The sequence below is a fragment of the Paraburkholderia caffeinitolerans genome, assembly GCF_902859945.1.
GTDB lineage: Bacteria > Pseudomonadota > Gammaproteobacteria > Burkholderiales > Burkholderiaceae > Paraburkholderia > Paraburkholderia caffeinitolerans.
Genome location: NZ_CADIKL010000001.1, coordinates 295278 through 319828 on the forward strand (window position 1 = coordinate 295278; position 24551 = coordinate 319828).

General features: G+C 65.6%; 26 protein-coding genes and 1 pseudogene. 12 read left to right on the forward strand and 15 right to left on the reverse strand.

From position 1 onward, the window contains the following. Nucleotides 1-77 precede the first annotated feature (77 nt). Both kdoO and waaA read left to right on the forward strand, forming a co-directional pair. Complete coding sequence (gene kdoO / locus HV773_RS01245; protein ID WP_129561405.1) at nucleotides 78-962, forward strand: Kdo hydroxylase KdoO; 885 nt, start codon at nucleotides 78-80, stop codon at nucleotides 960-962. Nucleotides 963-1035: 73 nt separating this feature from the next. After that, nucleotides 1036-2394 (forward strand): lipid IV(A) 3-deoxy-D-manno-octulosonic acid transferase, encoded by a 1359-nt coding sequence (gene waaA / locus HV773_RS01250; RefSeq protein ID WP_175194143.1) that lies wholly within the window; start codon nucleotides 1036-1038, stop codon nucleotides 2392-2394. 53 nt (nucleotides 2395-2447) lie between these two features. Here waaA and ureG read toward each other — a convergent pair whose 3' ends face one another. The 9 genes from ureG to HV773_RS01295 form a co-directional block, all read right to left on the reverse strand. Next, nucleotides 2448-3083 carry an urease accessory protein UreG gene (gene ureG / locus HV773_RS01255; RefSeq protein ID WP_129561407.1) on the reverse strand — a complete coding sequence of 212 codons (636 nt, stop codon included), beginning with the start codon at nucleotides 3081-3083 and terminating at the stop codon, nucleotides 2448-2450. Nucleotides 3084-3101: 18 nt separating this feature from the next. Then, nucleotides 3102-3782 carry an urease accessory protein UreF gene (locus HV773_RS01260; RefSeq protein ID WP_175194145.1) on the reverse strand — a complete coding sequence of 227 codons (681 nt, stop codon included), beginning with the start codon at nucleotides 3780-3782 and terminating at the stop codon, nucleotides 3102-3104. Then, a complete protein-coding gene (gene ureE / locus HV773_RS01265) occupies nucleotides 3769-4407 on the reverse strand; it encodes an urease accessory protein UreE (protein WP_129561409.1) in 639 nt (212 codons plus the stop codon). Before ureE ends, HV773_RS01260 begins: the two co-directional genes overlap by 14 nt. Nucleotides 4408-4428: 21 nt before the next feature. Beyond that, the gene (gene ureC / locus HV773_RS01270) at nucleotides 4429-6135 is read right to left on the reverse strand and encodes an urease subunit alpha (protein WP_129561410.1); all 1707 of its coding nucleotides are present in this window, start codon (nucleotides 6133-6135) and stop codon (nucleotides 4429-4431) included. A 40-nt stretch (nucleotides 6136-6175) separates the two neighbouring features. After that, a complete protein-coding gene (locus HV773_RS01275) occupies nucleotides 6176-6481 on the reverse strand; it encodes an urease subunit beta (protein WP_129561411.1) in 306 nt (101 codons plus the stop codon). Between the two features lie 11 nt (nucleotides 6482-6492). After that, entirely contained in the window at nucleotides 6493-6795 is a 303-nt protein-coding gene (gene ureA / locus HV773_RS01280) for an urease subunit gamma (protein WP_017773123.1), read from the reverse strand. Between the two features lie 265 nt (nucleotides 6796-7060). Beyond that, complete coding sequence (locus HV773_RS01285; RefSeq protein ID WP_129561412.1) at nucleotides 7061-7963, reverse strand: urease accessory protein UreD; 903 nt, start codon at nucleotides 7961-7963, stop codon at nucleotides 7061-7063. Between the two features lie 99 nt (nucleotides 7964-8062). Beyond that, a complete protein-coding gene (locus HV773_RS01290) occupies nucleotides 8063-8386 on the reverse strand; it encodes a rhodanese-like domain-containing protein (RefSeq protein ID WP_129561413.1) in 324 nt (107 codons plus the stop codon). Between the two features lie 87 nt (nucleotides 8387-8473). Beyond that, the gene (locus HV773_RS01295) at nucleotides 8474-9127 is read right to left on the reverse strand and encodes a protein-L-isoaspartate O-methyltransferase family protein (protein WP_129561414.1); all 654 of its coding nucleotides are present in this window, start codon (nucleotides 9125-9127) and stop codon (nucleotides 8474-8476) included. 334 nt (nucleotides 9128-9461) lie between these two features. Here HV773_RS01295 and HV773_RS37355 point away from each other — a divergent pair. Continuing rightward, nucleotides 9462-9752, forward strand: a pseudogene (locus HV773_RS37355) (type II toxin-antitoxin system RelB/DinJ family antitoxin); the annotation flags it as partial. 154 nt (nucleotides 9753-9906) lie between these two features. On the opposite strand, the gene HV773_RS01305 reads toward HV773_RS37355, so the two are convergent. Both HV773_RS01305 and HV773_RS01310 read right to left on the reverse strand, forming a co-directional pair. Further along, nucleotides 9907-11109 (reverse strand): ABC transporter substrate-binding protein, encoded by a 1203-nt coding sequence (locus HV773_RS01305; RefSeq protein ID WP_129561416.1) that lies wholly within the window; start codon nucleotides 11107-11109, stop codon nucleotides 9907-9909. Between the two features lie 84 nt (nucleotides 11110-11193). Next, nucleotides 11194-12135, reverse strand: a complete 942-nt coding sequence (locus tag HV773_RS01310) for a CysB family HTH-type transcriptional regulator (protein WP_035527474.1) — start codon at nucleotides 12133-12135, stop codon at nucleotides 11194-11196. 225 nt (nucleotides 12136-12360) lie between these two features. Between HV773_RS01310 and HV773_RS01315 the strand changes: the two genes are divergently transcribed. The 6 genes from HV773_RS01315 (at nucleotide 12361) to cobA (ending at nucleotide 18637) form a co-directional block, all read left to right on the forward strand. Next, nucleotides 12361-14040, forward strand: coding sequence for a nitrite/sulfite reductase (locus tag HV773_RS01315; protein ID WP_129561417.1), 1680 nt, complete (start codon nucleotides 12361-12363; stop codon nucleotides 14038-14040). Nucleotides 14041-14067: 27 nt separating this feature from the next. Then, nucleotides 14068-14613 carry a DUF934 domain-containing protein gene (locus HV773_RS01320; RefSeq protein ID WP_129561418.1) on the forward strand — a complete coding sequence of 182 codons (546 nt, stop codon included), beginning with the start codon at nucleotides 14068-14070 and terminating at the stop codon, nucleotides 14611-14613. Next, entirely contained in the window at nucleotides 14610-15377 is a 768-nt protein-coding gene (locus tag HV773_RS01325; RefSeq protein ID WP_129561419.1) for a phosphoadenylyl-sulfate reductase, read from the forward strand. The genes HV773_RS01320 and HV773_RS01325 overlap by 4 nt, the downstream gene beginning before the upstream one ends. A 105-nt stretch (nucleotides 15378-15482) precedes the next feature. Beyond that, entirely contained in the window at nucleotides 15483-16445 is a 963-nt protein-coding gene (gene cysD / locus HV773_RS01330; protein WP_129561420.1) for a sulfate adenylyltransferase subunit CysD, read from the forward strand. A 25-nt stretch (nucleotides 16446-16470) separates the two neighbouring features. Continuing rightward, nucleotides 16471-17787, forward strand: coding sequence for a sulfate adenylyltransferase subunit 1 (locus HV773_RS01335; protein ID WP_129561421.1), 1317 nt, complete (start codon nucleotides 16471-16473; stop codon nucleotides 17785-17787). 76 nt (nucleotides 17788-17863) lie between these two features. Next, nucleotides 17864-18637, forward strand: coding sequence for a uroporphyrinogen-III C-methyltransferase (cobA, locus tag HV773_RS01340; protein ID WP_129561422.1), 774 nt, complete (start codon nucleotides 17864-17866; stop codon nucleotides 18635-18637). Between the two features lie 134 nt (nucleotides 18638-18771). On the opposite strand, the gene HV773_RS01345 is transcribed toward cobA, so the two are convergent. From HV773_RS01345 to lptF, 3 genes are read right to left on the reverse strand one after another with little or no spacing between them, the layout of a single operon-like run. Next, nucleotides 18772-19149 (reverse strand): sirohydrochlorin chelatase, encoded by a 378-nt coding sequence (locus HV773_RS01345; RefSeq protein ID WP_129561423.1) that lies wholly within the window; start codon nucleotides 19147-19149, stop codon nucleotides 18772-18774. A 53-nt stretch (nucleotides 19150-19202) separates the two neighbouring features. After that, complete coding sequence (gene lptG / locus HV773_RS01350; RefSeq protein ID WP_129561424.1) at nucleotides 19203-20351, reverse strand: LPS export ABC transporter permease LptG; 1149 nt, start codon at nucleotides 20349-20351, stop codon at nucleotides 19203-19205. 3 nt (nucleotides 20352-20354) lie between these two features. Beyond that, on the reverse strand, nucleotides 20355-21455 hold the full coding sequence (gene lptF / locus HV773_RS01355; RefSeq protein ID WP_129561425.1) for an LPS export ABC transporter permease LptF: 1101 nt from the start codon (nucleotides 21453-21455) through the stop codon (nucleotides 20355-20357). A 134-nt stretch (nucleotides 21456-21589) separates the two neighbouring features. Between lptF and HV773_RS01360 the strand changes: the two genes are divergently transcribed. From HV773_RS01360 to HV773_RS01370, 3 genes are all read left to right on the forward strand, one after another. Then, nucleotides 21590-23116 carry a leucyl aminopeptidase gene (locus tag HV773_RS01360; protein ID WP_129561426.1) on the forward strand — a complete coding sequence of 509 codons (1527 nt, stop codon included), beginning with the start codon at nucleotides 21590-21592 and terminating at the stop codon, nucleotides 23114-23116. Further along, nucleotides 23113-23529, forward strand: coding sequence for a DNA polymerase III subunit chi (locus HV773_RS01365; protein WP_129561427.1), 417 nt, complete (start codon nucleotides 23113-23115; stop codon nucleotides 23527-23529). The genes HV773_RS01360 and HV773_RS01365 overlap by 4 nt, the downstream gene beginning before the upstream one ends. Nucleotides 23530-23591: 62 nt before the next feature. Then, nucleotides 23592-24014: a DUF2486 family protein gene (locus tag HV773_RS01370; RefSeq protein WP_227875363.1), complete on the forward strand. Its 423-nt coding sequence runs from the start codon at nucleotides 23592-23594 to the stop codon at nucleotides 24012-24014. A gap of 54 nt (nucleotides 24015-24068) precedes the next feature. On the opposite strand, the gene HV773_RS01375 is transcribed toward HV773_RS01370, so the two are convergent. After that, nucleotides 24069-24422, reverse strand: coding sequence for a c-type cytochrome (locus tag HV773_RS01375; RefSeq protein WP_377731427.1), 354 nt, complete (start codon nucleotides 24420-24422; stop codon nucleotides 24069-24071). Between the last annotated feature and the right edge of the window lie 129 nt (nucleotides 24423-24551).

The following is a 24551-nucleotide window of genomic DNA, read 5'->3' on the forward strand; positions in this document are numbered from 1 at the left end:
CACGCGGCGTGCGCGGTATAAGGGTCGGCGCCCGGCATCCCGCCGGGCAACCCGATCCATCGCTTCCAGGGGCGACCATGAACGAATCCCAGATCATCGAAATCACTTCCGCCGACTGGCACGGCCAATATCTTTCGCAGCCGCGCGAGACGCTGCTCGATGCCGTCGAGCAGGGCAAGGTCCTGTACTTCCCGAAGCTCGAGTTTCCGGTCGAAGGCGGTGAGCGCGCGTTGCTCGATCCGGCGATCGCCGATCCCAAGCGCAAGAACATCAGTCTCGACCCGAACGGCGGCGCGCTGCGCGGCGTGCTGGGCGACATGGTCACGCAGTCGGCGGTGCGCGCGATGGTCGCGCGCTATCAGACCTGCGCGCGCACGCTCGTCGACGGACTCTTTCCCGAGTACACCGGCAAGCTGCGGGTCGCGCCCACGAGCCTGCGCCTGCATCAGGTGGAAACGCGCCAGACCTCGTGGCGCAAGGACGATTCGCGCCTGCACGTGGACGCGTTTCCGTCGCGGCCGAACTATGGCGAGCGCATCCTGCGCGTGTTCACCAACGTGAACCCCAACGGCACGCCGCGCGTGTGGCGCGTGGGCGAGCCGTTCGAGGACATGGCGCGGCGCTTCCTGCCGAACATCAAGCCGCAGATGCCGGGCTCGGCCTGGCTGCAGAACCTGCTGCACATCACCAAGTCGCCGCGCAGCGAGTACGACCATCTGATGCTCAATCTGCACGACAGCATGAAGGCCGATCTCGACTATCAGAAGACGGCTCCGCAGGAGACCATCAACTTTCCGCCGGGCTGCGTGTGGGTGTGCTTCTCCGACCACGCGTCGCATGCGGTCATGTCCGGCCAGTTCATGATGGAGCAGACCTTCTTCCTGCCCGCGAAAGACATGGTGCACCCGGAGTGGGCGCCGCTCGGCATTCTTCAGCGCATCAAGGGCAAGGAGCTCGTTTGAAGCCGGGCTTGAATCTCATCGCGGGTACGATCTATCCGATGGCGCGCATGGCGTCTTGCGTCGCGGAGGCCCGATGCTGAGGGCCGTTTATCGCACGGTCTGGTGGCTGATTGCGCCGCTCGCGGTGCTGCGTCTTTTCATTCGCTCGCGGCGCGAGCGCGGCTATCGCGAGCATATCGGCGAGCGTTTCGGTTTTGGCATCGGGCGCGTGCCCGAGGACGACGCGCCGCTCATCTGGGTGCATGCGGTATCCGTGGGCGAGACGCGCGCGGCGCAGCCGCTTGTCGACGCGCTGCTGGCGGCGCGTCCTGACGCGCGCATCCTGCTCACGCACATGACGCCCGGCGGGCGCGCGGCGGGCGAGCAACTGTTCGGCAATCGCGTGCTGCGCTGCTATGTGCCGTACGACATGCCGCATGCCGTGCGGCGCTTTCTGCGTGCATGGCGTCCGTCGCTCGGTCTCGTGATGGAGACCGAGGTGTGGCCGACGCTCATCGACGAATGCAAGCACGCCGACGTGCCGCTCGTGCTCACGAACGCGCGCATGTCCGCGCGCTCGTTCAAGCGCGCGGCGAAGTTCGGCGCGCATGCGCGCGAGGTGTTTGGCGGCTTTACGCGTGTGCTCGCGCAAAGCCCATCGGATGCCGAGCGCCTGAGCGCGCTGGGCGCACGCAACGTGAGCGTGCTCGGCAATCTGAAGTTCGATATGGCGAGCCCTGCCGCGGTGGTGGCGCGCGGGCGCGACTGGCGCCGCGCGATCGGCGCGCGGCCCGTGTGGGTGGCGGCGAGCACGCGCGAAGGCGAAGAGGAATTGGTGCTGCAGGCGTTCGCGGCGCTTAACGGGGAAAATGCGGTGGAAGACGCATTGCTGATTCTCGTGCCGCGCCATCCGCAGCGCTTCGACGAGGTGGCCGAGCTTGTCGCGCGCAAAAATCTCAAGCTGGAGCGTCGTTCGCGGTGGGCTCCAACCCCGACGCCGACTGCCTCGAACGTGGGCTCCGCCGCGCCGCATGAAGGCGTGCGCGCGTTGCCGCAGGACGTGAACGTGCTGCTCGGCGATTCGATGGGCGAGATGGGCGCGTACTACGCCGCCGCCGATCTCGCGTTCATCGGCGGGAGTCTTTTGCCGCTGGGCGGCCAGAATCTGATCGAGGCGTGCGCGGTGGGCGTGCCCGTGCTGATCGGTCCGCACGTGTTCAACTTCACCCAGGCCACCGCCGATGCCGTGGCGGCCGGCGCTGCGTTGCAGGTCCAGGATCCCGCCGATCTCGCGCGCACGCTGCGCGAGCTCTTCAACGACAAGCCACGCCGCGTGTCCATGGCCGCCGCGGCCGCGGCGTTCGCGGCGCGCCATCGCGGCGCCACTGCGCGCACGGTCGATGTGCTCGCGACGCTGTTGCCCGAGCACGCATCGGCGTCGCTCGATCTCTGAGCTTGCTGCGCGCGGAAGCGGTTAGCGCGTCCGCCCGCGTTTGCTCAAGAGGTTCAACTCGTCAGCAGTCCCTGCTTTTCAATAAACGCGATCACCTGATCGAGGCCTTCGAGCGCTTTCAGGTTGCACATCACGAACGGCCGCTCGCCGCGCATTTTCTTCGCATCCGAGGCCATCACGTCGAGATTCGCGCCCACGAACGGCGCGAGATCGGTCTTGTTGATGACGAGCAGGTCCGACTTCGTGATGCCCGGGCCGCCCTTGCGCGGAATCTTCTCGCCGCCCGCCACATCGATCACGTAGATCGTGAGGTCCGAAAGCTCGGGGCTGAAGGTGGCCGCCAGGTTGTCGCCGCCCGACTCGATAAAGACGATGTCCGCGTCGGGAAAACGCGTGAGCATCTGGTCGACGGCTTCGAGGTTGATCGACGCATCTTCGCGGATCGCCGTGTGCGGGCAGCCGCCCGTCTCCACGCCCATGATGCGCTCGGCGGGCAGGGCGCCCGCTACCGTCAGCAGGCGCTGATCTTCCTTCGTGTAGATGTCGTTGGTGATGGCGACGAGGTCGTAGCGCTCGCGCATCGCCTTGCAGAGCATTTCGAGCAGCGTGGTTTTGCCGGAGCCCACCGGGCCGCCTACGCCGACGCGCAGCGGCGGCAGCTTCTTCGTGCGTTTGGAGTGCGAATTCATGGTTCGTGCGATACAAAACTAGGAACGGAACAGCCGCGAGTACTGCGATTCGTGTCTCGCGGAAAGAATGCCGAGCTGCGGCGCGAAGGTGTTGAGCGAATCAGGCGGTGTGGCGCGCGCGCGCGCGACTGCGCTTTCGATGGCCGGCCGTAGCGCGACCACGATGCGTTGCCCCGCGACTTGCCCGAGCGGCACCGCCTTGAGCGCGGCGGCAACCTGGTTTTCGACCCAGCTGAACGCATAGGCCGCAAGCGTGGCGTCGGCGGAGGCGTCGTGCGCGAAGGCCGCGAATGCAAACGCGGTGGGCTGCGCGATGGGCGTCATGCATTCGAGCGTCTCGCGGCGCGCGGCGTCGCCCCATTCGAGCTGGGCGCAAAGCTGGCGCAGCGACCAGCCCATTTGCGACGTCTCACGGCGCAACTCCGCCGATTCGCGGCTCGCGACGAATTCCTCGTTCGCTTCGATCAGCGCGTGGGCGTCGTGCGTGCGCCAGCGTTCGAGCTGATGCGCGATGAACGGCAGCTCGCCTGGCGCGAGCACGTTCGCGAGGCCGCCCGCGATCCAGTGCGCGGCGTCATCGGCGTTGGCGACGAGCCCGGCGTCGATGGCTGCTTCGAGCCCCTGCGAATAGCTGAACGCGCCGATCGGCAGCGCCGGCGAAGCGAGATGCAGCAGCGCGGTGAGTTCAGCGATGTTCATGGCTGTGGTCGTGCGCGTGGCCGTCGCAATGACCGTGATCGTGGCCGCAGTCCGCGTCGTGCGCGTGGTCGCCATGGTCGTGAGAGCGTGCATGCCCGTGGTTATGCGCATGCCCGTGATGTTCGTCGAACACGCTTTGCGCGAGCGCGTAATCTTCAGCAAAGGTTTCGTCGTGGCCATGACGATGACCGCCGCCATAAGCGCCGGCTTCGGGCTGGAACGGCAACTCTGCGCGCTCGACCTGCGCGCCGAGGCGCTTGAGCATGTCTTCGAGCACCGGGTCGGCCTCGAGCTTGAGTTCGTCGATGCCCACTTCCACGGGCGTATGGCGGTTGCCGAGGTGATACGCGGCGCGCGTGAGCGTGAGGCGCTCGGGCGCGCGCACGAGCAGCACGCTTTGCGGCGCGGCGATCACGCGCACGAGGCCGCCATCGTCGGCAACCAGCATGTCGCCGTCGCGCAGCACGGTGCCGCGCGGCAGCACCACGCCCACTTCCTCGCCCGAATCGAGCGTGGCCGCGAAGCGGCTCTTGCAACGCGCGTCGTACGCCAGGGTGAGCGTGGGCGCGCGCTGGATCAGCACGGGCGCGAGCTTGGCGCTGAGTCGTTTGTCTATCGTGCGCATGTCGGCTTATCGTTTCAGGCTTCAGAACAGGAAATAGCGCTGCGCCATCGGCAGCACCGTGGCAGGCTCGCAGGTCAGCAACTGGCCATCGGCGATCACCTGATAGGTTTCGGGATCGACGCTGATCGAAGGCCGCCACGCGTTGTGGATCATGTCCGCTTTCGTGACGTTGCGGCAATTGCGTACCGCCACTATGCGCTTTTGCAGGCCGTAGCGCTCGGGCATGCCGCGATCGAGCGCAAGCTGCGAGACGAACGTGAGCGAGGTCTGCGTGAGCGCGCGCCCGCGCGTGCCGAACATCTCGCGATAATGCACCGGCTGCGGCGTGGGAATCGACGCGTTCGGGTCGCCCATCTGCGCCATCGCGATCATGCCGCCTTTGAGGATCATCGCCGGTTTGACGCCGAAGAACGCGGGGTCCCAGAACACCAGGTCGGCCCACTTGCCTGGCTCGACCGAGCCGAGTTCGTGCGCGATGCCATGCGTGAGCGCCGGGTTGATCGTGTACTTCGCGACATAGCGCTTTACGCGGAAGTTATCGTTTCGAGCATTGTCTTCAGGTAGCGCGCCGCGCTGCACTTTCATCTTGTGCGCGGTCTGCCACGTGCGGATGATGACCTCGCCCACGCGGCCCATTGCCTGGGAATCCGAAGAAAGCATCGAGAGCGCGCCGAGGTCGTGCAGGATGTCCTCGGCAGCAATGGTCTCGCGGCGGATGCGCGACTCGGCGAACGCGATGTCCTCGGCAATCGACGGGTCGAGGTGATGGCACACCATCAGCATGTCGAGGTGCTCGTCGAGCGTGTTGATCGTGTACGGGCGCGTGGGATTGGTCGACGAGGGCAACACGTTGGCCTCGCCGCACACCTTGATGATGTCGGGCGCGTGGCCGCCGCCCGCGCCTTCGGTGTGGTACGTGTGGATCGTGCGGCCCTTGAACGCGTTCACCGTCGCTTCGACGAAGCCACCCTCGTTGAGCGTGTCGGTGTGAATAGCCACCTGGGTGTCGGTCGCGTCGGCCACGGTCAGGCAGTTGTCGATGGCCGCGGGCGTCGAGCCCCAGTCCTCGTGCAGCTTCAGGCCGATCGCGCCCGCCGCGATCTGTTCTTCGGCGGGCTTGGGCAGGCTTACGTTGCCCTTGCCGAGAAAGCCGAGGTTGATCGGCCAGCCGTCGGCGGCCTGCAGCATGCGCTCCATGTGCCACGGGCCCGGCGTGCAGGTCGTGGCGTTGGTGCCGGTGGCGGGGCCGGTGCCGCCGCCGATCATCGTCGTGACGCCCGAGGCGAGCGCCTCGTCGATCTGTTGCGGGCTGATGAAGTGAATGTGCGTGTCGATGCCGCCCGCCGTCACAATCTGGCCTTCGCCGGCGATCACTTCCGTCGAGGCGCCGATGGGGATCGTCACGCCCGGTTGCACGTCGGGGTTGCCGGCCTTGCCGATGCGCCAGACACGACCGTCCTTGATGCCGATGTCGGCTTTCACGATGCCCCAGTGGTCGACGATCACGGCGTTGGTGACGACCGTGTCGGCCACTTCGGCCGCGAGTCGCTGCGACTGGCCCATGCCGTCGCGAATCACCTTGCCGCCGCCGAACTTCACCTCGTCGCCGTAGACCGTGTAGTCGCGTTCGATTTCGATTAGCAGGGCGGTGTCGGCGAGACGCACGCGGTCGCCGGTCGTGGGGCCGAACATTTCCGCGTAGGCGCGGCGGCCGATCTTCAGTGTCATATCGGAATCCTGATGAATTCGGAGGCGGGCAAGGCGCTGCTCAGAGCGGACCCATCACCTTGCCGTTGAAGCCGTAGACGGCGCGCTCGCCCGCGAACGCGACCAGTTCGACGGTGCGCTCCTGGCCAGGCTCGAAGCGCACGGCGGTGCCCGCCGCAATGTTCAGGCGAAAACCGCGCGCGGCTTCGCGCTCGAACGAGAGCGCTTCGTTGACTTCGTAGAAGTGATAGTGCGAACCGACCTGAACGGGGCGGTCGCCGGTGTTCGCGACGGTCACGGTCACGGTTGTGCGGCCCGCGTTGAGCTCGATTTCGCCGTCGTCGATCAGCATTTCGCCGGGGATCATGGGCGGCACTCTCAGGGAATCGGATGGTGGACGGTCACGAGCTTCGTGCCGTCGGGGAAGGTGGCCTCGACCTGAATGTCGGGGATCATCTCGGGCACGCCTTCCATCACATCGTCGCGCGTGAGCAGCGTGGTGCCGTAGTGCATGACCTCGGCGACGGTCTTGCCGTCGCGGGCGGCTTCCATCAGCGCGGCGCTGATGAAGGCGACCGCTTCCGGATAGTTGAGCTTGAGACCGCGTGCGCGACGCCGTTCGGCGAGCAGCGCAGCGGTGAAGATCAGGAGCTTGTCTTTCTCGCGTGGCGTGAGCTTCATCGTTTTTTGTGAGTTGGCTAACCGTCGGCCAACCATCGGCCGGCACGATCGTGCGGCGTCAGCTTACGGGAGCGAGGTTACGTGCAGCTTGCAGTTGCCGGGAATCGCGCGGACATGGCGACGCAGGCATCACGCAAGGTGCATGCCAATGAAGGGGAGGCCGAATGCACCGTCGCGCGGAACGTGGGCACCTTGCGGAAGCATCGATGCGCTTCGATGGCGCATGTGCGCGCCGATATGGTGCGTGAGAGGGGGTCGGACGGGTTCAGGTCGTCCAGAGGCGCAGCGGTGCGGCCGTTACACCGTGCACGATCGGGCGCAACTGTGTCCAGCATTGCGCGAGGGTTTGCTGCAGCGGCTCCATCGAGCGCGCAATGATGCGCACCAGCAGCACGCCTGGCGCGACGCAGGTTGCGCCGGCGCGCAGGGCGTCGTCGAAGGGGAGTGTCGCCGCGAGGTCTTGCGCGAGCGCCTCATTGCAGGCCGGGCCAACGGCCCACAGCACGCCGAATGCCGGATAGCCCGCGAGACCTTGCGGCGCGTCGCGCAGCGGGTCGGCGGCGTCCATCAGGGCGCGCTCGAACCAGAGGAGTTGTTCGTCCGCGCCGGGTGAGGCGGCGCGCACGACCCGGGTGAGCGAGCGCAGCATGCCTGCCGACCAGCGTTCGCCAGCCGCCTGGCGGCCGAGTTGCACCGCATCCCAGCCGATGGCCGTCGCGCTTTCGGCGAGCGTGAGCGAGAAGTCGAGTTCGGCGTGCGCGTGATCGAAGACGAGATTGTTCTGCGGCAGCCAGTCGAGCCTGGCGTTGTCGCCCACGCGCAGCTTGATGCGCTGGCGCGCCACGCGGCCGTTGGACTTGTACCACTTGGTGGCGCCCGGCGTGGTGAGCACGGCGTGGGCGCCGTCGCCGACCTTCACGTCGATGTCGAGCCGGTCGCCGCCCGCGATGCCCGCCGGCGGATGCACGATCACCGCGTGGCAGATCGCATCGCCTTCGGGATAGAGCGGCCGTTGCACGCGCAACGGTCCCGTGTGCAGCCGGTGCGCGAGCGTCGTGCGCTCGCCGCGAAGCTCGAAGCCGAGTTCGAGTTTCGCGGCCCATTCGTGGTGAGTTGTGTTGCGCGAGGCGGGGCTGGCGGGCGCGGCGAGATCTTCGTGAAGCGACATGCTGACAATGTGGGGCGGGTGCGGGCGATGACGTGACGCCCAAGGCGGCGCAGGGCCACGCATCTCGCGCCGGCCATGCCTTGCGCGATCAGTGGCTGATCAGTAGGTGGGAACCTTCGGGTCGACCTGGCGCGACCATGCGTCGATGCCGCCTTGCAGGTTGAACACCTTCGTGAAGCCGCGCGACTCGAGGAACATCGCGACCTGGGCGCTGCGCGCGCCGTGGTGGCAGACGCAGACGATTTGCGCTTCGTCGTCCAGTTCTTCGCTGCGGGCCGGAATCTGGGCCATCGGGATCGAGACGCTGCCGGCGATGCTGGCGGTCTGGATTTCCCACGGCTCGCGCACGTCGAGAAGCACGGGGGCGCTGCGCGAGGTGTCGGCGAGCCATTCGGCGAGGGCGGGGGCGGTCAGATTCTGCATGTGAGACTCGGTCGTAGAAATAGGACGAGCCGCTTGTGCGGCCCGCCGGGAATACCAGGGACTAAAACCCGCGACTAAAACCGGGGGTTAAAACTTGAAGCGCGAGGGCTGCGCCGCATTTTCGAGCGGCTCGACGTAGGTTTCGAACACGGTTGCGATGCGGTATTGCTTCTCGTCCATGCGCGTGATGATCTGCGCCTCCATGACCGGCGCGTCGCCGACGAAAACAGCCAGACGCCCGCCCACCTTCAGTTGTTCGAGCAATTCCTGCGGCACGACCGGCAGGCCGCCCGAGACGCAGATCACATCGTAGGGCGCATTCGCGGCCCAGCCGCGCGAGCCGTCGCCCTGCGCGACTTCGGCGTTCAGCACGCCGTTCTTCACGAAGTTGGCGCGTGCGAACTCGGCGAGCTCCGTGTCGATCTCCACGGTTAGCACCTTTTGCGCGCGATGCGCGAGCAGCGCCGCCATGTAGCCCGAACCCGCGCCGATCTCCAGCACGCTCTCGTGCTTTTTCAACGCGACCTCCTGCAGCACGCGCGCTTCGACGCGCGGCGCCATCATGTGCTGGCCGTTGGGCAGAGGCAGTTCGAGGTCGGCGAACGCGAGATCGACATAGGCCGCGGGGACGAAATGTTCTCGCTTGACGATCGAAAGCAGGTTCAGGACGTCCTGGTCGAGCACATCCCAGGGGCGAATCTGCTGTTCGATCATGTTGAAACGCGCTTGTTCGATGTTCATGGTGACTCGGCGTTATGGTTCGGGTTCTGTGCAAACAGCCAGGCCTCGGACAACCAGCTCACACGCTGAAAAACGGTGCCAGGCAACCGCGAGATTGTACCAAAGGGCTTTCGCGCCGCGCCTTGCGGGCGGCGCTGGAAATGCGCAAGCGGATCAGTATTTGTCCTGGCTCGAACTCGTGGCGAGGCCCGCTTGGCCATTCGGATGAATTGAGGGCATTGCGCCGGACAGCGAAACTCGAAGCGTGTTTAACCCGCTTCAAAGGAACGGTATGTCTTGTGTAATACAAATGAATTACGATGCGGCTTCGAACATCACGCGAAGGAGTTGGGGGATGAGCGCAAGCGCATTGGTACAGGTCCGCATCGACCCGGCGCTCAAGGAGCGCGCATCGGCGGTGCTCGAAAAAATGGGGCTCACCGTTTCGGACGCGGTGCGCATCCTGCTGACACGCGTCGCGAATGAAGGCGCTTTGCCTTTCGACTTCGCGGTCGATCCGGCCACGCACGATGCATGGTTCCGCGCGAAGGTGCGCGAGGCGCTGGAAGATCCGCAGCCGGACATCGATGCAGACGACGTGGAGGCGCATTTCGCGCGGCGGCGCGCGGCCGCTGTGGGTAAGGCATCCGGGCCGGCGGTAGAAGGCGAGGGTTCGCGAGCGCCTCGCGGCGTGCCACCCCGCCTCACGCACGCCCGCAAGAGCAAGACTTGAAGCTCGAATGGTCGCCGCTCGCGCTGGCCGACTGCTGGCCGGCTAGTGAGCCAGCCAGCAACCCGCATTACTGCGCGAGATACACGAACTTGCCGCCGCGTATCGTGCCCATCACGCTCGCGCGCTGGTCGAGGCCCACGTGGTCCTTCTCGCTGGTGTTGACCACACCGTTGGGCACGACCAGTTCGTGGGCGCCTTCGAGCTCCCGGCGCAGCGCCACGCGAAATGCCTCGGTGCCGGGCTGCGCGGTCTTGAGCGCGCGCGTCACCGCATCCTGGAGGCGCGGGTAGACGCCGGCCGCGTCGCCCGCGAACTGCGTGACCGTGCCCGGGCCGTATTTCGCTTCATAAGCGTCGACGAACGCGAGCGCGGCCTTGTGCGCCGGGTGGTCCGCCGGCAGCGTGCGCGCGACCACCACGGGCTGCGTCGGGAACAGCGTGCCTTCCACGTCCTTGCCGCCAAGCTTGATGAATTCGGGCGTGGCGATGCCGTGGGTCTGATAGATCGCGCCCTTGTAGCCGCGCTCGACCAGCGTGCGCTGCGGCAGCACTGTGGGCGTGCCGGCGCCCGCAATCAGCACGGCGTCGGGCTTCGCGGCCATCAGCTTGAGGATCTGGCCCGTTACGCTCGCGTCGGTGCGGTTAAAGCGCTCGGTCGCCACGATCTGGATGTTGCGGTCCTTCGCGAACTTCGTGAACTCGTTGAGCCAGCTGTCGCCGTAGCTGTCGGCAAAGCCGATGAAGCCCACGGTCTTCACGCCATGCGCGGCCATGTAGCGCGTCATCACGTCGGCCATGGCGGCGTCGGTTTGCGCCATCTTGAAGGCCCACACGCGCGCGCCTTGCTGCGGCTCGACCACCGAGCCCGATCCCACCAGCGTGATCATCGGCGTTTTGGCTTCGGCCACGGGGGCGAGCGCGGCGAGCGCCGCCGGCGTGATGTTCGGCCCGACAATCACGTCCACGTGATCCTCGTTGATGAGCTTGCGGATGTTGCGCACCGCCGCGCCGGGGTCGGAGCCGTCGTCGAGCACAATGTAGTCGGTCTTCTGGCCCGCGATCTCGGGGGGCCACATCAGCATGGCGTTCTTGCTCGTGATGCCGATGGCCGCGGCCGGGCCGGTGCTCGACAGATCGATGCCGACCTTGAGGTCGGCGTGCGCGGCGGGAGCGAACGCGGCCGTGGCAAGCGCGGCGGCTGCCGCGAACGGGCGCAGCGAGACCAGAGGCGACAAACTCAGGAACGAACTCAGGCGCGATTGCAGCTTCATGCGATGGGTCTCCAGGAGGATATGAAGCGAGAGGTGTTGTTGTAGTGTTGTTGCGTCGTTATTTCTTCCGGCGCCCGCGCGCCGTTACAGCTCGTAAGTCTCGTGCTCGCCCTTGAGCGCCTGCTCGATCAGCTTGCGGTTCAGGCTCGGCGAGAGCAGCTCCACCAGCGTGTAGACATAGCTGCGCAGATACGCGCCTTGTTTGAGCGCCACGCGCGTCACGTTGCTGCCGAACAGATGGCCCACCGGCACCGCGCGCAGATGGCGGTCGCGTTCGGCATTGAACGCGATGTCGGCCATGATGCCCACGCCCAGACCCAGTTCCACATAGGTCTTGATCACGTCCGCGTCGATGGCTTCGAGCACGATGTCGGGCGAGAGGCCGCGCAGGCGGAACGCGTCGTTGATCTTGGTGCGGCCCGCGAACGCATTGTCGTAAGTGATCAGCGGAAATTGGGCCAGATCGTCGAGCGAGAGCGGCTTGCGTTCGAGCAGCGGGTGGTCGGGCAACATCATCGCCACGTGGTGCCAGGTGAAGCAGGGCAGCGACACCAGTTCCTTGTAGCCGGAAATGGCTTCGGTCGCGATGCAAAGGTCGGCCTGGTCGTGCAGCACCATCTCCGCCACCTGGGTCGGGCTGCCTTGCAGAATCGAAAGGTGCACCTTCGGGAAGCGCCGCTTGAATTCGGCGATGGCCGCCGGCAGCGAATAGCGCGCCTGAGTGTGGGTGGCGGCGATGGTCAGGTTGCCCTGGTCCTGCGCGGCGTAGTCCTTGCCCACGCGCTTGAGACTCTCCACCTCCTGCAGGATGCGCTCTACAGAGGCGAGGATGATGCGCCCCGGCTCCGTGAGCGAGCGCACGCGCTTGCCATGGCGCGTAAAGATTTCGACCCCGAGTTCATCCTCCAGCTCGATGATGGCCTTCGAGACGCCCGGCTGGCTTGTATACAGGGCCTTGGCCGCTTCCGTGAGGTTGAAATTCTGGCGCACGGCCTCGCGCACGAAGCGGAACTGGTGGAGGTTCATATATAACCCGTTGGCATATCAAGCTGATTTTTAGATCGTTTGAAATATAAGGCGAGTTTATTACCATTCCTCCAAGTTTTCCAATATGGATATCTGTTTTGGTCATTAGCAAAGGAACGGTGCACTGCAAACGCGCTGTCCGGAAGCCAGATCAAGACGGTCGAATCGAATCGGAGCGCGCGGCGTAACCGGAACGCTGCGAATGAACAACCCTGGGGTCCCCGAATGTACCAATACGATCAGTACGACCAGACCATCGTTGACGAACGCGTCGCGCAATACAGCGACCAGGTTCGCCGGCGCCTCTCGGGCGAATTGAGCGAGGAAGAATTCCGCCCGCTGCGCCTGCAGAACGGCCTGTACTACCAGCGCCACGCGTACATGCACCGCATCGCGATTCCTTACGGCAACCTGCGCAGCGACCAGCTGCGCATGCTCGGCCAGATCGCGCGTGAGCACGACCGCGGCTACGGCCACTTTTCGACGCGCTCGAACATCCAGTACAACTGGATCAAGCTCGAAGAAACGCCGGAGATCCTGCGCAAGCTCGCCTCGGTGCAGATGCACGGCATCCAGACCTCGGGCAACTGCATTCGCAACATCACCGCTGACCAGTTCGCGGGCGTCGCGCCCGACGAAGTCGTCGATCCGCGCCCGTGGGCCGAGATCATGCGCCAGTGGTCGACGTTCCACCCCGAGTTCGCATGGCTGCCGCGCAAGTTCAAGATCGCCGTGTCCGGCTCGAAGGAAGACCGCGCCGCTGTGCAGATCCACGACCTGGGCGTCTACCTCGAACGCAACGAGCAGGGCGAAGTGGTCGCGAGCATTCTCGCGGGTGGCGGTCTCGGCCGCACGCCGATCATCGGCGCGATCATCAAGCGCGACCTGCCGTGGCAGCATCTGCTGACCTACTGCGAAGCCGTGCTGCGCGTGTACAACCGCTACGGCCGCCGCGACAACCTCTACAAGGCGCGCATCAAGATTCTCGTGAAGGCGCTCTCGCCGGCGAAGTTCGCCGCGCAGGTGGAAGAGGAGTGGCAGCACCTGAAGGACGGCCCCTCGACGCTCACGCAGGAAGAGCTCGATCGCGTCTCGCAGCACTTTGTGCCGCCGACCTACGAAAAGATCGCCGACACCGATGCGTCGTACGAGAAGCATCTGCTGGACAGCCGTGCGTTCGCGCGCTGGGTCGAGCGCAACGTGCGTCCGCACCGCGTGCCGGGCTATGCATCGGTCACGATCTCGCTCAAGCCGCGCAACATCGCGCCGGGCGACGCCACCGATGCGCAGATGGAAGCCGTGGCCGACTGGGCAGACGAGTACTCGTTCGGCCAGATCCGCGTCTCGCACGAGCAGAACCTGATCCTCGCCGACGTCAAGAAGCGCGACCTCTACGCGCTGTGGGAAAAGGCGAAGGCACAAGGCTTCGCCACGGCGAACATCGGCTTGCTGACCGACATCATCGCGTGCCCGGGCGGCGACTTCTGCTCGCTCGCGAATGCGAAGTCGATCCCCATCGCACTCGCGATCCAGGAGCGCTTCGACAACCTCGATTTCGTCTACGACTTGGGCGACCTGTCGTTCAACATCTCGGGCTGCATGAATTCGTGCGGTCACCACCACGTCGGCAATATCGGCGTGCTGGGCGTGGATAAAGACGGCTCGGAGTGGTACCAGGTGTCGCTCGGCGGCGAGCAGGGCAACGGCGCCAACGGCGCGCGCCTTGGCCGCGTGATCGGCCCGTCGTTCTCGGCTGAAGAGATGCCCGACGTCGTGCAAAAGGTGATCGACACGTTCGTCGAACTGCGCATCGACGGCGAGCGCTTCATCGACACGTACGACCGCATCGGCATCGCGCCCTTCAAGGAGCGCGTGTACGCATCGCGCCAGCCGGCCCACGCCTGAACGCAACGAGACACGAGAGTAAGAGCAATGGCATTGATCATCAAAAATCGCGAGATCGTTGAAGACAACTGGCAAGTCGTGCGCGCTGCCGAAGACGGCGCGCTGCCGGAAGTTGCTGCGCTGCCCGCCGGCAAGGTGCTGGTGCCGCTCGCGCTGTGGCAAGCCGGGCGCGACGCGCTCGTCGCTTCGCGCGGCAAGGACGAACTCGGCGTGTGGCTCGCGCCGGACAGCGAACCGGCCGACATCGCCGGCGACTTCGAGAAGATCGCGCTGATCGGCGTGGACTTCCCGGTGTTCCGCGACGGCCGCGGCTATTCGATCGCGCGTCTGTTGCGCGAGCGTTTTGGCTACAAGGGCGAGCTGCGCGCGATCGGCGACGTGCTGCGCGACCAGCTGCGCTTCTACGAGCGCTGCGGCTTCGATGCGTACGCGCTGCGCGCCGACAAGGACCTCAACGACGCGCTCAACGCGTTCACGGAGTTCACGGTGCAGTACCAGGGCGCGTTCGACGAGCCGTCGCCGCTGTTCCGCCGCCGCCTCGCCCAGCAAGCACAACAGGGCGCCGCAGCATGAGCACCGCAGTCGACACTTCAGCCAACGAAGTCACGACGGAACTGCAGGCGAAGATCGAGCGCCTCGACGCGCTGCTCGATTCGATCGCCGCGCGTCACGCCAACGTGAAGCTCGCGAGCAGCCTCGCAGCCGAAGACATGCTGCTCACCCACGCGATCCTCTCGCGCGGTGTGAAGATCGGCGTCTTCTCGCTGAACACGGGCCGCCTGCACGCGGAAACGCTCGGCATGATCGACAGCGTGCGCGAGCGCTACAGCTACGAGATCGAGCAGTTCCATCCGCAACAGGATGCTGTCGATGAATACGTCGCGCAGCACGGCCTGAATGCGTTTTACGAAAGCGTCGATCTGCGCAAGCGCTGCTGCGAGATCCGCAAGGTCGAGCCGCTGAACCGCGCGCTCTCCGACGTTTCGGCCTGGGTCACGGGCCAGCGTCGCGAGCAGTCGGTCACGCGGACCGAGCTGCACGAGGAAGAGCAGGACGGCTCACGCGGCATCGCCAAGTTCAATCCGCTCGCGGACTGGACCGAAGCCGAAGTGTGGGCGTATCTGCGCGCTTTCGATGTGCCGGTGAACCCGCTGCACGCACGCGGCTACCCGAGCATCGGCTGCGAGCCCTGTACGCGGGCCGTGCGTCCGGGCGAAGACAGCCGGGCGGGCCGCTGGTGGTGGGAGTCGCGCGACACGAAGGAATGCGGGCTGCACATCACGTCGGTTTTCGCGATTCCGGTTGTGCAAGCGCCGGCCGCCGGCCAGGCGAACTAGATTTGAAGGTTGTCGCGCCGCATGCAAACGCATGCCAAGGCGGCGCGAAGTCGAACACAGAGCACCTCGCCCCACCAACGGGGCGCCTAGACGAAGGATCCGAACATGAGCACGACGCTCGATTCCGCAGTGAACGCACCGCTCCAGGTCACGGCGAACCGCATGGACCATCTCGACTGGCTCGAAGCCGAGTCGATCCACATCCTGCGCGAACTCGTTGCCGAGTGCAGCAAGCCCGCGCTGCTGTTCTCGGGCGGCAAGGACTCGGTGGTCGTGCTGGCGCTCGCGCTCAAGGCCTTCGGCCTCGGCGCGAACCGCAAGACCTCGCTGCCGTTCCCGCTCGTGCACATCGACACGGGCCACAACTACGAAGAGGTGATCGACTTCCGCGATCGCCGCGCTGCCGAAATCGGCGCTGAACTCGTGGTGGGCCACGTCGAAGATTCGATCAAGAAGGGCACGGTGCGTCTGCGCCGCGAAACCGATTCGCGCAACGCCGCCCAAGCCGTCACGCTGCTCGAAACCATCGACCAATACGGCTACACGGCGATGATCGGCGGCGCGCGCCGCGACGAAGAGAAGGCCCGCGCGAAGGAGCGCATCTTCTCGTTCCGCGACGAATTCGGCCAGTGGGACCCGAAGGCGCAGCGCCCCGAACTCTGGAGCCTCTACAACGCGCGCCTGCACAAGGGCGAGCACCTGCGCGTGTTCCCGATCTCGAACTGGACCGAGCTGGACGTGTGGCAATACATCGAGCGTGAAAACCTCGAACTGCCGTCGATCTACTACGCGCACCAGCGCGAGATCGTGCGCCGCAACGGCCTGCTCGTGCCGGTCACGCCGCTCACGCCGATGAAGGAAGGCGAAGTCAGCGAGATGGCGCAGGTGCGTTTCCGCACGGTGGGCGACATCAGCTGCACGTGCCCGGTGGAAAGCGATGCCGACAACGTCGAGAAGATCATCGCCGAGACGGCCGTGACCGAAATCACGGAACGCGGCGCGACGCGCATGGACGACCAGGCGTCGGAAGCCGCGATGGAACAGCGCAAGAAGCAAGGTTATTTCTAAAGAGCACGCAGAGGAAGAAACGAAAATGGTTACGACACACCAACCTGAAGACCTCGGCGTGCTGCGCTTCATCACGGCGGGCAGCGTGGACGACGGCAAGAGCACGCTGATCGGCCGCCTGCTGTACGACAGCAAAGCTGTCTTGAGCGACCAGCTCTCGGCGCTCTCGCGCGCGAAGAACAAGCGTACCGTGGGCGACGAGATCGACCTGTCGCTGCTCACCGACGGCCTCGAAGCCGAGCGCGAGCAGGGCATCACGATCGACGTGGCATACCGCTACTTCGCCACGGCCCGTCGCAAGTTCATCATCGCCGACACGCCGGGCCACGAGCAGTACACACGCAACATGGTCACGGGCGCTTCGACGGCGCACGCCGCGATCATCCTGATCGACCCCACGCGCGTGACGGTCGAGAACGGCGTGACGCAACTGCTGCCGCAAACCAAGCGCCACAGCGCGATCGTCAAGCTGCTGGGCCTCCAGCACGTGATCGTCGCGATCAACAAGATGGATCTGGTCGACTACAGCGAAGCCACCTTCGACCTGATCCGCGATGCGTACGTCGCGCTCGCGCGCCAGCTCGGTCTGGAGAACGTGCGCTTTGTGCCGGTTTCGGCGCTCAAGGGCGACAACATCGTCGCCGCGAGCGAGCGCATGCCGTGGTACGCGGGCGAGCCGCTGCTCGACGTGCTCGAGGCGTTGCCGGTCGAGCAGGCCACGGGCGACGCGCTGCGCTTCCCGGTGCAGTGGGTCGCGCGCCAGGACGGTTCGAGCGCCGACGATTTCCGCGGCTACATGGGCCGTGTCGAAGCGGGCGAAGTGAAGGTCGGCGACGCCATCACGGTGCTGCCGGCGGGCCGTGCGGCCACGGTGGCCGAGATCATCGCACCGGTGCCGGGCGGCACGGCGCAAGTCGACCGCGCGTTCGCGGGCCAGACCGTCACGATCCGCCTTGCCGAAGACGTGGACGTTTCGCGCGGCGACACCTTCGTGCCGGCCTCGGACGAAACGCAGCCAGCGAAGAAGCTCGAAGCGGACCTCTGCTGGTTCGACGAAGAGCCGCTCTCGCAGCAGCGCAAGTACCTGCTCAAGCAGACCACCAGCACGGTGTTCGCGAAGATCGGCGCGGTCAAGGAAGTGCTCGACGTGCATACGCTGTCGCACGCCACCGATCGCCACAATCTGGCGATGAACGACATCGGCCGCGTGGCGCTCACGCTGCAAAAGCCGGTCGTTGCGGACCTGTATGATGTGCACCCCGGCACCGGCGCGTTCGTCCTCATCGACGAAGCGACGCACCACACGGTGGCGGCGGGCATGATTCGCGCGGTTTCCGCCTGACGCAGCACGGCGCGAACGTGGCAGCGCGCCGCTGGAATTCCAGGGCGGCGCGCCGACACAGGAGTTAACGAGGCAAATGGGCAAGGTTTATCTGATCGGCGCCGGACCGGGTGCGGCGGACCTCATCACGGTGCGCGGCGCGCGCCTGCTCGCGAAAGCGCAGGTCGTGCTGCACGATGCGCTAGTGGAGCCGGCGATGCTGGATTACGCTCCGCAGGACGCGAAGTTCATCGCGGTCGGCAAGCGTTGCGGCCAGCGCTCGACGGCGCAGCACTTCATCAACAAGCAGATCGTGGATGCGGCGCGCGAGCATGACGTGGTCGTGCGCTTGAAGGGCGGCGACCCGATGCTGTTCGGCCGTGCCGACGAAGAGATGCGCGCGCTCGAAGCGGCGGGCATCGAGTACGAGATCGTGCCGGGCATCACGGCGGCGCTGGCGAGCGCCGCCACGCTGCAACGCTCGCTCACGCTGCGCGGCGTATCGCGCAGCGTCGCGCTTGCGACGTACTCGCGCGCGGCGGGCAGCGAGGCGATTCGCGAGCAGGTCAATGCCGATTCGCTGGTGTTCTACATGGGCCGCGACAGCGCGCCGGAAATCGCCCGGCAGCTGATCGAAGCGGGCCGCGCGGGCGCGACGCCCGTGGCGATCGTCGAGGCATGCAGCACAGCGCGCGAACGCACGCTCACGCTCACGCTGGCGGGGCTTGAAGCGGGCGAGGCGCAAGACTGGCTCGATCCGGCACAGCCTAGCCTGCTCATGATCGGCGAGGCTTTTGCCGAGCGTTCGGCGCAGCAGGTGCTAGCCAAACAGCCGGCACAGGACGAAGCGTCGGGCCGCAGGGCAGCCTGAGAGGCAGCGAAGAAACAACGGGAGTAGTAGAACATGCAACGGGCCGCTTTGAATGAAGCGGCCCGTTTGCTTTGGTGCGTGCGTCAGCGAGTTGGCGCGTTAATCGCGCTCATCCCGCTCATCCCGCTCATCCATTAATCGCGTTCTTGCGCGAGACAGTACTGCACGATCGCGTCGAGCACGCCATCGTCCTCGCCCACGGCAGTCGCACACGAGAGCCGCACGTTCGGGTGCGCGGCCTGGCATTGCGCGATGAGCGCGGGCAAGTCGCGCCGGATATGGCCGCCCTGGCCGAAGAACACCGGCACCACCGTGATGGCGTCGCAGCCCAGCGCCGCTTGTTCGGCGATGGCCTCGGGCAGGCTCGGCGTCATGAGTTCGAGAAAGGCGAGGCTCACGGGCCGCGCCGCGCCGCGCGTGGCGGCGAGCTTGCCCGCGAGCCGCGTGAACGGCTCTTTCCAGCGCGCATCGCGCGCGCCGTGGCCGAAGAGAATCATGCCGTGCGTGCCCATCGTCGTATTTTCCCGAGGAGCGTGGGCTGGCCACTGTCGACGTCAGATCGACGTCAGTGCCGGTCGACCCATTTCAGGCCGATCAGCCCGAGCGCCAGATAGATGAGACCCGGCGTCGCCGCAGTGAGCGGCGCGGGCCACGTGTTCAGTGTACCGATGTGCGAGAACAGCGTGTTCACGAGCTGGAAGCTCATGCCGAGCATGATCCCACCGAACACCTTGATGCCCACCACGCCGGCGCGCGTATGCAGGTACGCGAACGGCAGCGAGAGCACCAGCATCACGAACACCGCGAACGGGTAGATCAGCTTGCGCCAGAACGCGATCTCATAGCGCTGCGTGTCCTGATGGTTTTCCGCAAGGTGCTGGATATAGCGGAACAGGTTGAACATCGACATGCGATCGGGCGAAACCAGCAGCACCGAGAGAATTTGCGGCGTGAGCTCGGAGCGCAGCGAGTATTCGGGCAGCGCGGTCTGCTGCGCGCGATAGACCGGATTGAGCGCATCGGTGGGCTGGCTCGGCGGCGGCGTCACGCTGATGAGTTCGGTGTCCGTCACGTCCTTGAGCAGCCAGTGCCCCGGCGGTTGATACTTGCCGCTCTTCGCAACGCGCACGTTCGTGAGCCTGAACTGCGAATCGAATTCGTAGATGCGCACATTGGTGATGGTCGCGTCGGGCTGCAGTTCGCCCACGTTGACGAAGCGCGTAGCCTGCTCGCCGTCGGCGCGCGCGGTGAGCGTGTCCTTTACCCACACGCCCGACTTGAAGTCGGACGACACGGCGGAGCCGAGCGCTTCGAGGCGCACGCGCTCGGAGAGCTGGTCGGTGTACGGCCCGATCACTTCGCCCATGAGGTAGGTGAGCAGCACCAGCGGAATGCCGATCTTCAGGAGCGAGCGCAGCGCTTGACCAGTCGCCAGACCGGAGACGCGAAAGATCGTGTACTCGGAATTGGCGGCCATCTGCGCGAACACGTAGATCGCGCTGATGAGCGCCGCGACCGGAATGATCTCGTAGAGCCGCGACGGCGCCTGCAGCGAAACGCGCAGCACCGCGTACATGAATTTGTAGTTGCCGTGGCCGACCGAGTTCAGCTCGTTGATCAGGTCGAAGAAGAAGAACAGACCTGAAAACGCAAACAGGATGAACACGAACGCCAGGTAGACCTGGCTCGCGAAGTACTTCTCATAGATGCGCATCGGTCAGCTCCCCTGAGACGCGCGCTGGAACATCGCGCGCGTAAAGAGCGGCCGGTTGCGCACGCGCAGCCAGAAGATGAAGACGACGAGCGCGAGCACCGCGGCGTGCAGCGCCACGAGGCCAACGCCGAACGGCATCTTGGCCTGCTCGACCTGCGATTGCACGACGTTGAGCAGGTTCGAGTAGGTGAGGTAGATCAGCACGGCCATCACGAGATTGATGGTGCGCCCACGGCGCGGGTTCTGATACGCAAGCGGGATCGCCAGCAGCATCAGGTTGATCGCGATGAGCGGCAGGCCCGCGCGCCACGCGAATTCGCCGAGGTTGTCGCCGCTTGGGTGGCGCAGAAGGTCCAGCGTGGAGGTGCTGCTTGCCGTGGGCGTGGCGACCACGGGCTGGCTCTGAACCTTCACGCCGTAGCGCTGGAACTCGGTGATGCGGAAGTCGGGGTGGCCGGGCTCGCCGTCGTAGCGGCGGCCGTTCTCGAGCACGACGAAGCGGTCGCCGTTCTTTGCGGATTCGGTGTGGCCGGTTTTCGAGACGATCACGCTGACCTTGCCGTTTTCCGTGCTCGTGACGAACACGTTGTCCACACGGCCCTTGTCGGGATTCATGCTCTCGATGAAGAACACACGGTGCGTGGTGGGCGATTCGCGGAACTGGCCGGGCGCGAGCAGCGACACTTCATCGCGCTGCTGAAAGCGCGCGCGGATCAGCTTGCTTTGCGCGTTCGACCACGGCCAGCCGACGAAGGCGAAGAACACGATCAGCAGGATGATCGGCGTCGAAAAAACGGCGATCGGCTTGATGAGGCGCGTGAGGCTCACCCCGGAGGCGAGCCAGACGACCATTTCGGAATCCTTGTACCAGCGCGTGAGCACAAACAGGATCGACACGAAGAGCGTGACGATCAGCATCACCGCGAGATAGCCAATCACGGTCAGGCCGATCAGGACCAGCACGTCGCGAGGGTCGATCTGGCCGGAAGCCGCGAAGCCGACGATACGGATCATCATCGTCGTCAGCATGATCGTGAGCAGAACCATGAACACGGCGCCGGCCGTATACGCGAGTTCTCGCTGCAGGGAACGTTCGAAGATCATTGTTGATGAAGAGGGCGGGCGGCCCGCGCCGGGCGGCGCGCGGCTCGCGCAACGGCTCGGGAGCCGCCGCAGGAAAAATAGCGGATAATTGCGGCTTTCATCCTAAGCCCTGATTTTATCCGAGGACAAGCGCGATGGACTTTAGCATAAAAGCCTGTGACTGGAGCAAAGGCGGGGAAGGCCCCTTTCTGACCGGCAAGTCGGATTGCGTCGTGGTGGGCATCTTCGAGGCGCAGACCCTTTCGGGTCCGGCATTCGTGATCGACAGCGCCATCGGCGGCGCGATCGCCCGCCTCGTCAAGTCCGGCGACATCGATGGGAAGGCCGGCTCCACGCTGTTCCTGCCGGAAGTGACTGGCATTGGCGCTTCGCGCGTGCTGCTGGTTGGCCTCGGCAAGCAGGATGCATTTGGCCAGAAGGCCTATGGCGAGGCCGTCAAGGCCGCGTGGCGCGCGATTCTCGGCACCAAGATCGCACAGGTCACGTTCACGCTCGCACAGCAGCCCATCAAGGAACGCACGGGCGACTGGGGCGTGCGTGCCGCGATCCTCGCGCTGCGTAACGAGACCTACCGCTTCACGCAGATGAAGAGCAAGCCCGACGTCGCGCAGCGCGCGCTCAAGCGCGTGGTCTTCAGCATCGACGTCGCCGACGAAAAGGCCGCGAGGCTTGCCGCCAAACAGGCCGTGGCGCTCGCCAACGGCATGGACCTCACGCGCGACCTCGGCAATCTGCCGGGCAACGTCTGCACGCCCACGTACCTCGCGGCCACGGCCAAGAAGCTCGCGCGCGACTGGAAGCTCAAGGTCGAAGTGCTCGGCCAGCGCCAGATCGAAGCGCTCAAGATGGGCTCGTTTCTTTCTGTTACAAAAGGATCGGTCGAGCCGCCGCAATTCATCGTGCTGCACTACCAGGGCGCGAGCGCGAAGGGCGCGCCCGTCGTGCTGGTAGGCAAGGGCATCACGTTCGACACGGGCGGCATCTCGCTCAAGCCCGGCGAGGGCATGGACGAGATGAAGTACGACATGTGCGGCGCGGGCTCGGTGCTAGGCACAGTGCGCGCGGTCGCCGAAATGGGCCTGAAGCTCAACGTGATCGGCATCATCCCGACCTGCGAGAACATGCCCGCGGGCAACGCCACGAAGCCCGGCGACATCGTCACGACGATGGCGGGCCTCACGGTCGAGGTGCTCAACACCGACGCCGAAGGCCGCCTGATCCTGTGCGATGCGCTCACCTACGCCGAGCGCTTCAAGCCGGCCGCCGTGATCGACATCGCCACGCTCACGGGCGCCTGCATCATCGCGCTCGGCCATCACAACAGCGGCCTGTTCTCGACGGACGATGCGCTCGCGGGCGAGCTGCTCGACGCTTCGCGCGAGGCCAGCGATCCGGCGTGGCGCCTGCCGCTCGACGAAGAGTATCAGGACCAGCTCAAGTCGAATTTCGCCGATCTCGCCAATATCGGCGGGCGTCCGGCGGGCAGCGTGACGGCGGCGTGCTTCCTCTCGCGCTTCACGCAAAATTATCCGTGGGCGCACCTCGACATCGCGGGCACCGCATGGAAGAGCGGCGCGGCGAAGGGCGCGACGGGCCGTCCCGTGCCGTTGCTTGCGCAGTTCTTGATCGATCGGGCCGCGGACGGTCGCGCAGGGAAATGACGCGTATCGACTTCCACACGAACGTCGGCAATTCGCTGATGTACGCGTGCCGGCTCGTGCGCAAGGCGTACCAGGCCGGCCAGCAAGCTGTCGTGCTGGCCGAGCCCGCGCGCCTGCGCGCGTTCGACGAGATGCTCTGGACTTTTTCGCCGCTCGATTTCGTGCCGCACTGCATGGCCGGCAGCGCGCAAGCCGCGCAAACGCCCATCGTGCTGACCGCGGATCTCGAGCAGGCGCCGCATCATGGCGTGCTGCTCAATCTCGGCGCGGCCGTGCCGGCGCAGTTCGCGCGCTTCGAGCGCCTGCTCGAAGTGATCGGCGATGCGCCCGAAGAGCTTGCCTCGGGCCGCGAGCGCTACCGCTTCTACCGCGACCGCGGCTACGCGCTGAACAACTACAAGCAGGGCGGTTGAACCCGGCACGCCGGCTGCTTGTCTCTCCTTTATTGTTTGATTGAAATCCAGAGGAGGCGATCGTGTCCGATTTTCATCACGCTGACGAACCTGAGATCCCACTGCTGAACGACGCGCTCGTGCAGGGCAACCTGTTGCGCGGTCGTCATGGGTCGCCGTTCGAGACCGTGTCGGCCCAGGCGTCCACATCTGAGCCGAGTGCTGGCGTGTCCGCTGGAGTCTCCGATAGCCCGCTTCCTCCGGATGCGGAAGCGCTCGTCGAGCGGCTGAGCGGAAGGGCCATGAGCTGGCTCACGGGAGACGGGCGTGGAGTGATCGAGGCGCGCTGCGCCGCGGCGATGCAGGAGCACGCGCACTGGATCGTCGGGCAGGTGTCGCGCGAAATCGGTCTCGCGCTCGAAGCTGAACTGAGGGGCTGGGTGAAGGCTGCGGTGCGCGAGGAGCTGGCCGCGCGCGCGGCGCAATCGACGCCGCCGGAGGCTTGAAGCGGGTTCGAGGTTGGTTTGACGCGGGCGGTGCCGCCCGCACGCCTGTCCGGGTTATTTCAGCGTGAGGATCCAGTTCGCGAGCGAGGTCGCCTGGGCGGAAGTCAATTGGGTGTTCGCAGGCATGGGCACCGAGCCCCACACGCCGTTGCTGCCTTCCAGGATCTTGTGCGCGAGATAGTTCTGCGCGTCGGGCTTGTCCGCGTATTTCGCTGCGACGGCGTGCAACGCGGGGCCCATGAAGGTGCGCGTCACCGAATGGCAGCTCATGCAGTTCTGCTGTTGCGCGAGTGCGAGCCCGCTTGGGCTCGGGCCGTTCTGTGCGTGGGCGCTCGTCGTGGCTAGCGCCAATGCCAGCGCCAGCGCGGCAGCGGGCGTCGCTGTGTCGTTCTTCGTTTGCGACTTCAGTTTCATACTGGTCTCCGCCAGCTTGGTCGCCGGCTGCGTCGTCGCATTATAAGAGCAAAGGGCGCACGGTCTGTGCGCCCTTCTTGTTGCCTCCACGAGGCCTTCACGCTGCCTTGATTTTCCGCCTGC

Coding starts and splice junctions, on each gene's coding strand:
- kdoO (WP_129561405.1), top strand. CDS start 78: ATGAACGAATCCCAGATCATCGAAATCACTTCCGCCGACTGGCACGGC.
- waaA (WP_175194143.1), top strand. CDS start 1,036: ATGCTGAGGGCCGTTTATCGCACGGTCTGGTGGCTGATTGCGCCGCTC.
- ureG (WP_129561407.1), bottom strand. CDS start 3,083: ATGAATTCGCACTCCAAACGCACGAAGAAGCTGCCGCCGCTGCGCGTC.
- HV773_RS01260 (WP_175194145.1), bottom strand. CDS start 3,782: ATGAACATCGCTGAACTCACCGCGCTGCTGCATCTCGCTTCGCCGGCG.
- ureE (WP_129561409.1), bottom strand. CDS start 4,407: ATGCGCACGATAGACAAACGACTCAGCGCCAAGCTCGCGCCCGTGCTG.
- ureC (WP_129561410.1), bottom strand. CDS start 6,135: ATGACACTGAAGATCGGCCGCCGCGCCTACGCGGAAATGTTCGGCCCC.
- HV773_RS01275 (WP_129561411.1), bottom strand. CDS start 6,481: ATGATCCCCGGCGAAATGCTGATCGACGACGGCGAAATCGAGCTCAAC.
- ureA (WP_017773123.1), bottom strand. CDS start 6,795: ATGAAGCTCACGCCACGCGAGAAAGACAAGCTCCTGATCTTCACCGCT.
- HV773_RS01285 (WP_129561412.1), bottom strand. CDS start 7,963: ATGTCGCTTCACGAAGATCTCGCCGCGCCCGCCAGCCCCGCCTCGCGC.
- HV773_RS01290 (WP_129561413.1), bottom strand. CDS start 8,386: ATGCAGAATCTGACCGCCCCCGCCCTCGCCGAATGGCTCGCCGACACC.
- HV773_RS01295 (WP_129561414.1), bottom strand. CDS start 9,127: ATGAACATCGAACAAGCGCGTTTCAACATGATCGAACAGCAGATTCGC.
- HV773_RS01305 (WP_129561416.1), bottom strand. CDS start 11,109: ATGAAGCTGCAATCGCGCCTGAGTTCGTTCCTGAGTTTGTCGCCTCTG.
- HV773_RS01310 (WP_035527474.1), bottom strand. CDS start 12,135: ATGAACCTCCACCAGTTCCGCTTCGTGCGCGAGGCCGTGCGCCAGAAT.
- HV773_RS01315 (WP_129561417.1), top strand. CDS start 12,361: ATGTACCAATACGATCAGTACGACCAGACCATCGTTGACGAACGCGTC.
- HV773_RS01320 (WP_129561418.1), top strand. CDS start 14,068: ATGGCATTGATCATCAAAAATCGCGAGATCGTTGAAGACAACTGGCAA.
- HV773_RS01325 (WP_129561419.1), top strand. CDS start 14,610: ATGAGCACCGCAGTCGACACTTCAGCCAACGAAGTCACGACGGAACTG.
- cysD (WP_129561420.1), top strand. CDS start 15,483: ATGAGCACGACGCTCGATTCCGCAGTGAACGCACCGCTCCAGGTCACG.
- HV773_RS01335 (WP_129561421.1), top strand. CDS start 16,471: ATGGTTACGACACACCAACCTGAAGACCTCGGCGTGCTGCGCTTCATC.
- cobA (WP_129561422.1), top strand. CDS start 17,864: ATGGGCAAGGTTTATCTGATCGGCGCCGGACCGGGTGCGGCGGACCTC.
- HV773_RS01345 (WP_129561423.1), bottom strand. CDS start 19,149: ATGGGCACGCACGGCATGATTCTCTTCGGCCACGGCGCGCGCGATGCG.
- lptG (WP_129561424.1), bottom strand. CDS start 20,351: ATGCGCATCTATGAGAAGTACTTCGCGAGCCAGGTCTACCTGGCGTTC.
- lptF (WP_129561425.1), bottom strand. CDS start 21,455: ATGATCTTCGAACGTTCCCTGCAGCGAGAACTCGCGTATACGGCCGGC.
- HV773_RS01360 (WP_129561426.1), top strand. CDS start 21,590: ATGGACTTTAGCATAAAAGCCTGTGACTGGAGCAAAGGCGGGGAAGGC.
- HV773_RS01365 (WP_129561427.1), top strand. CDS start 23,113: ATGACGCGTATCGACTTCCACACGAACGTCGGCAATTCGCTGATGTAC.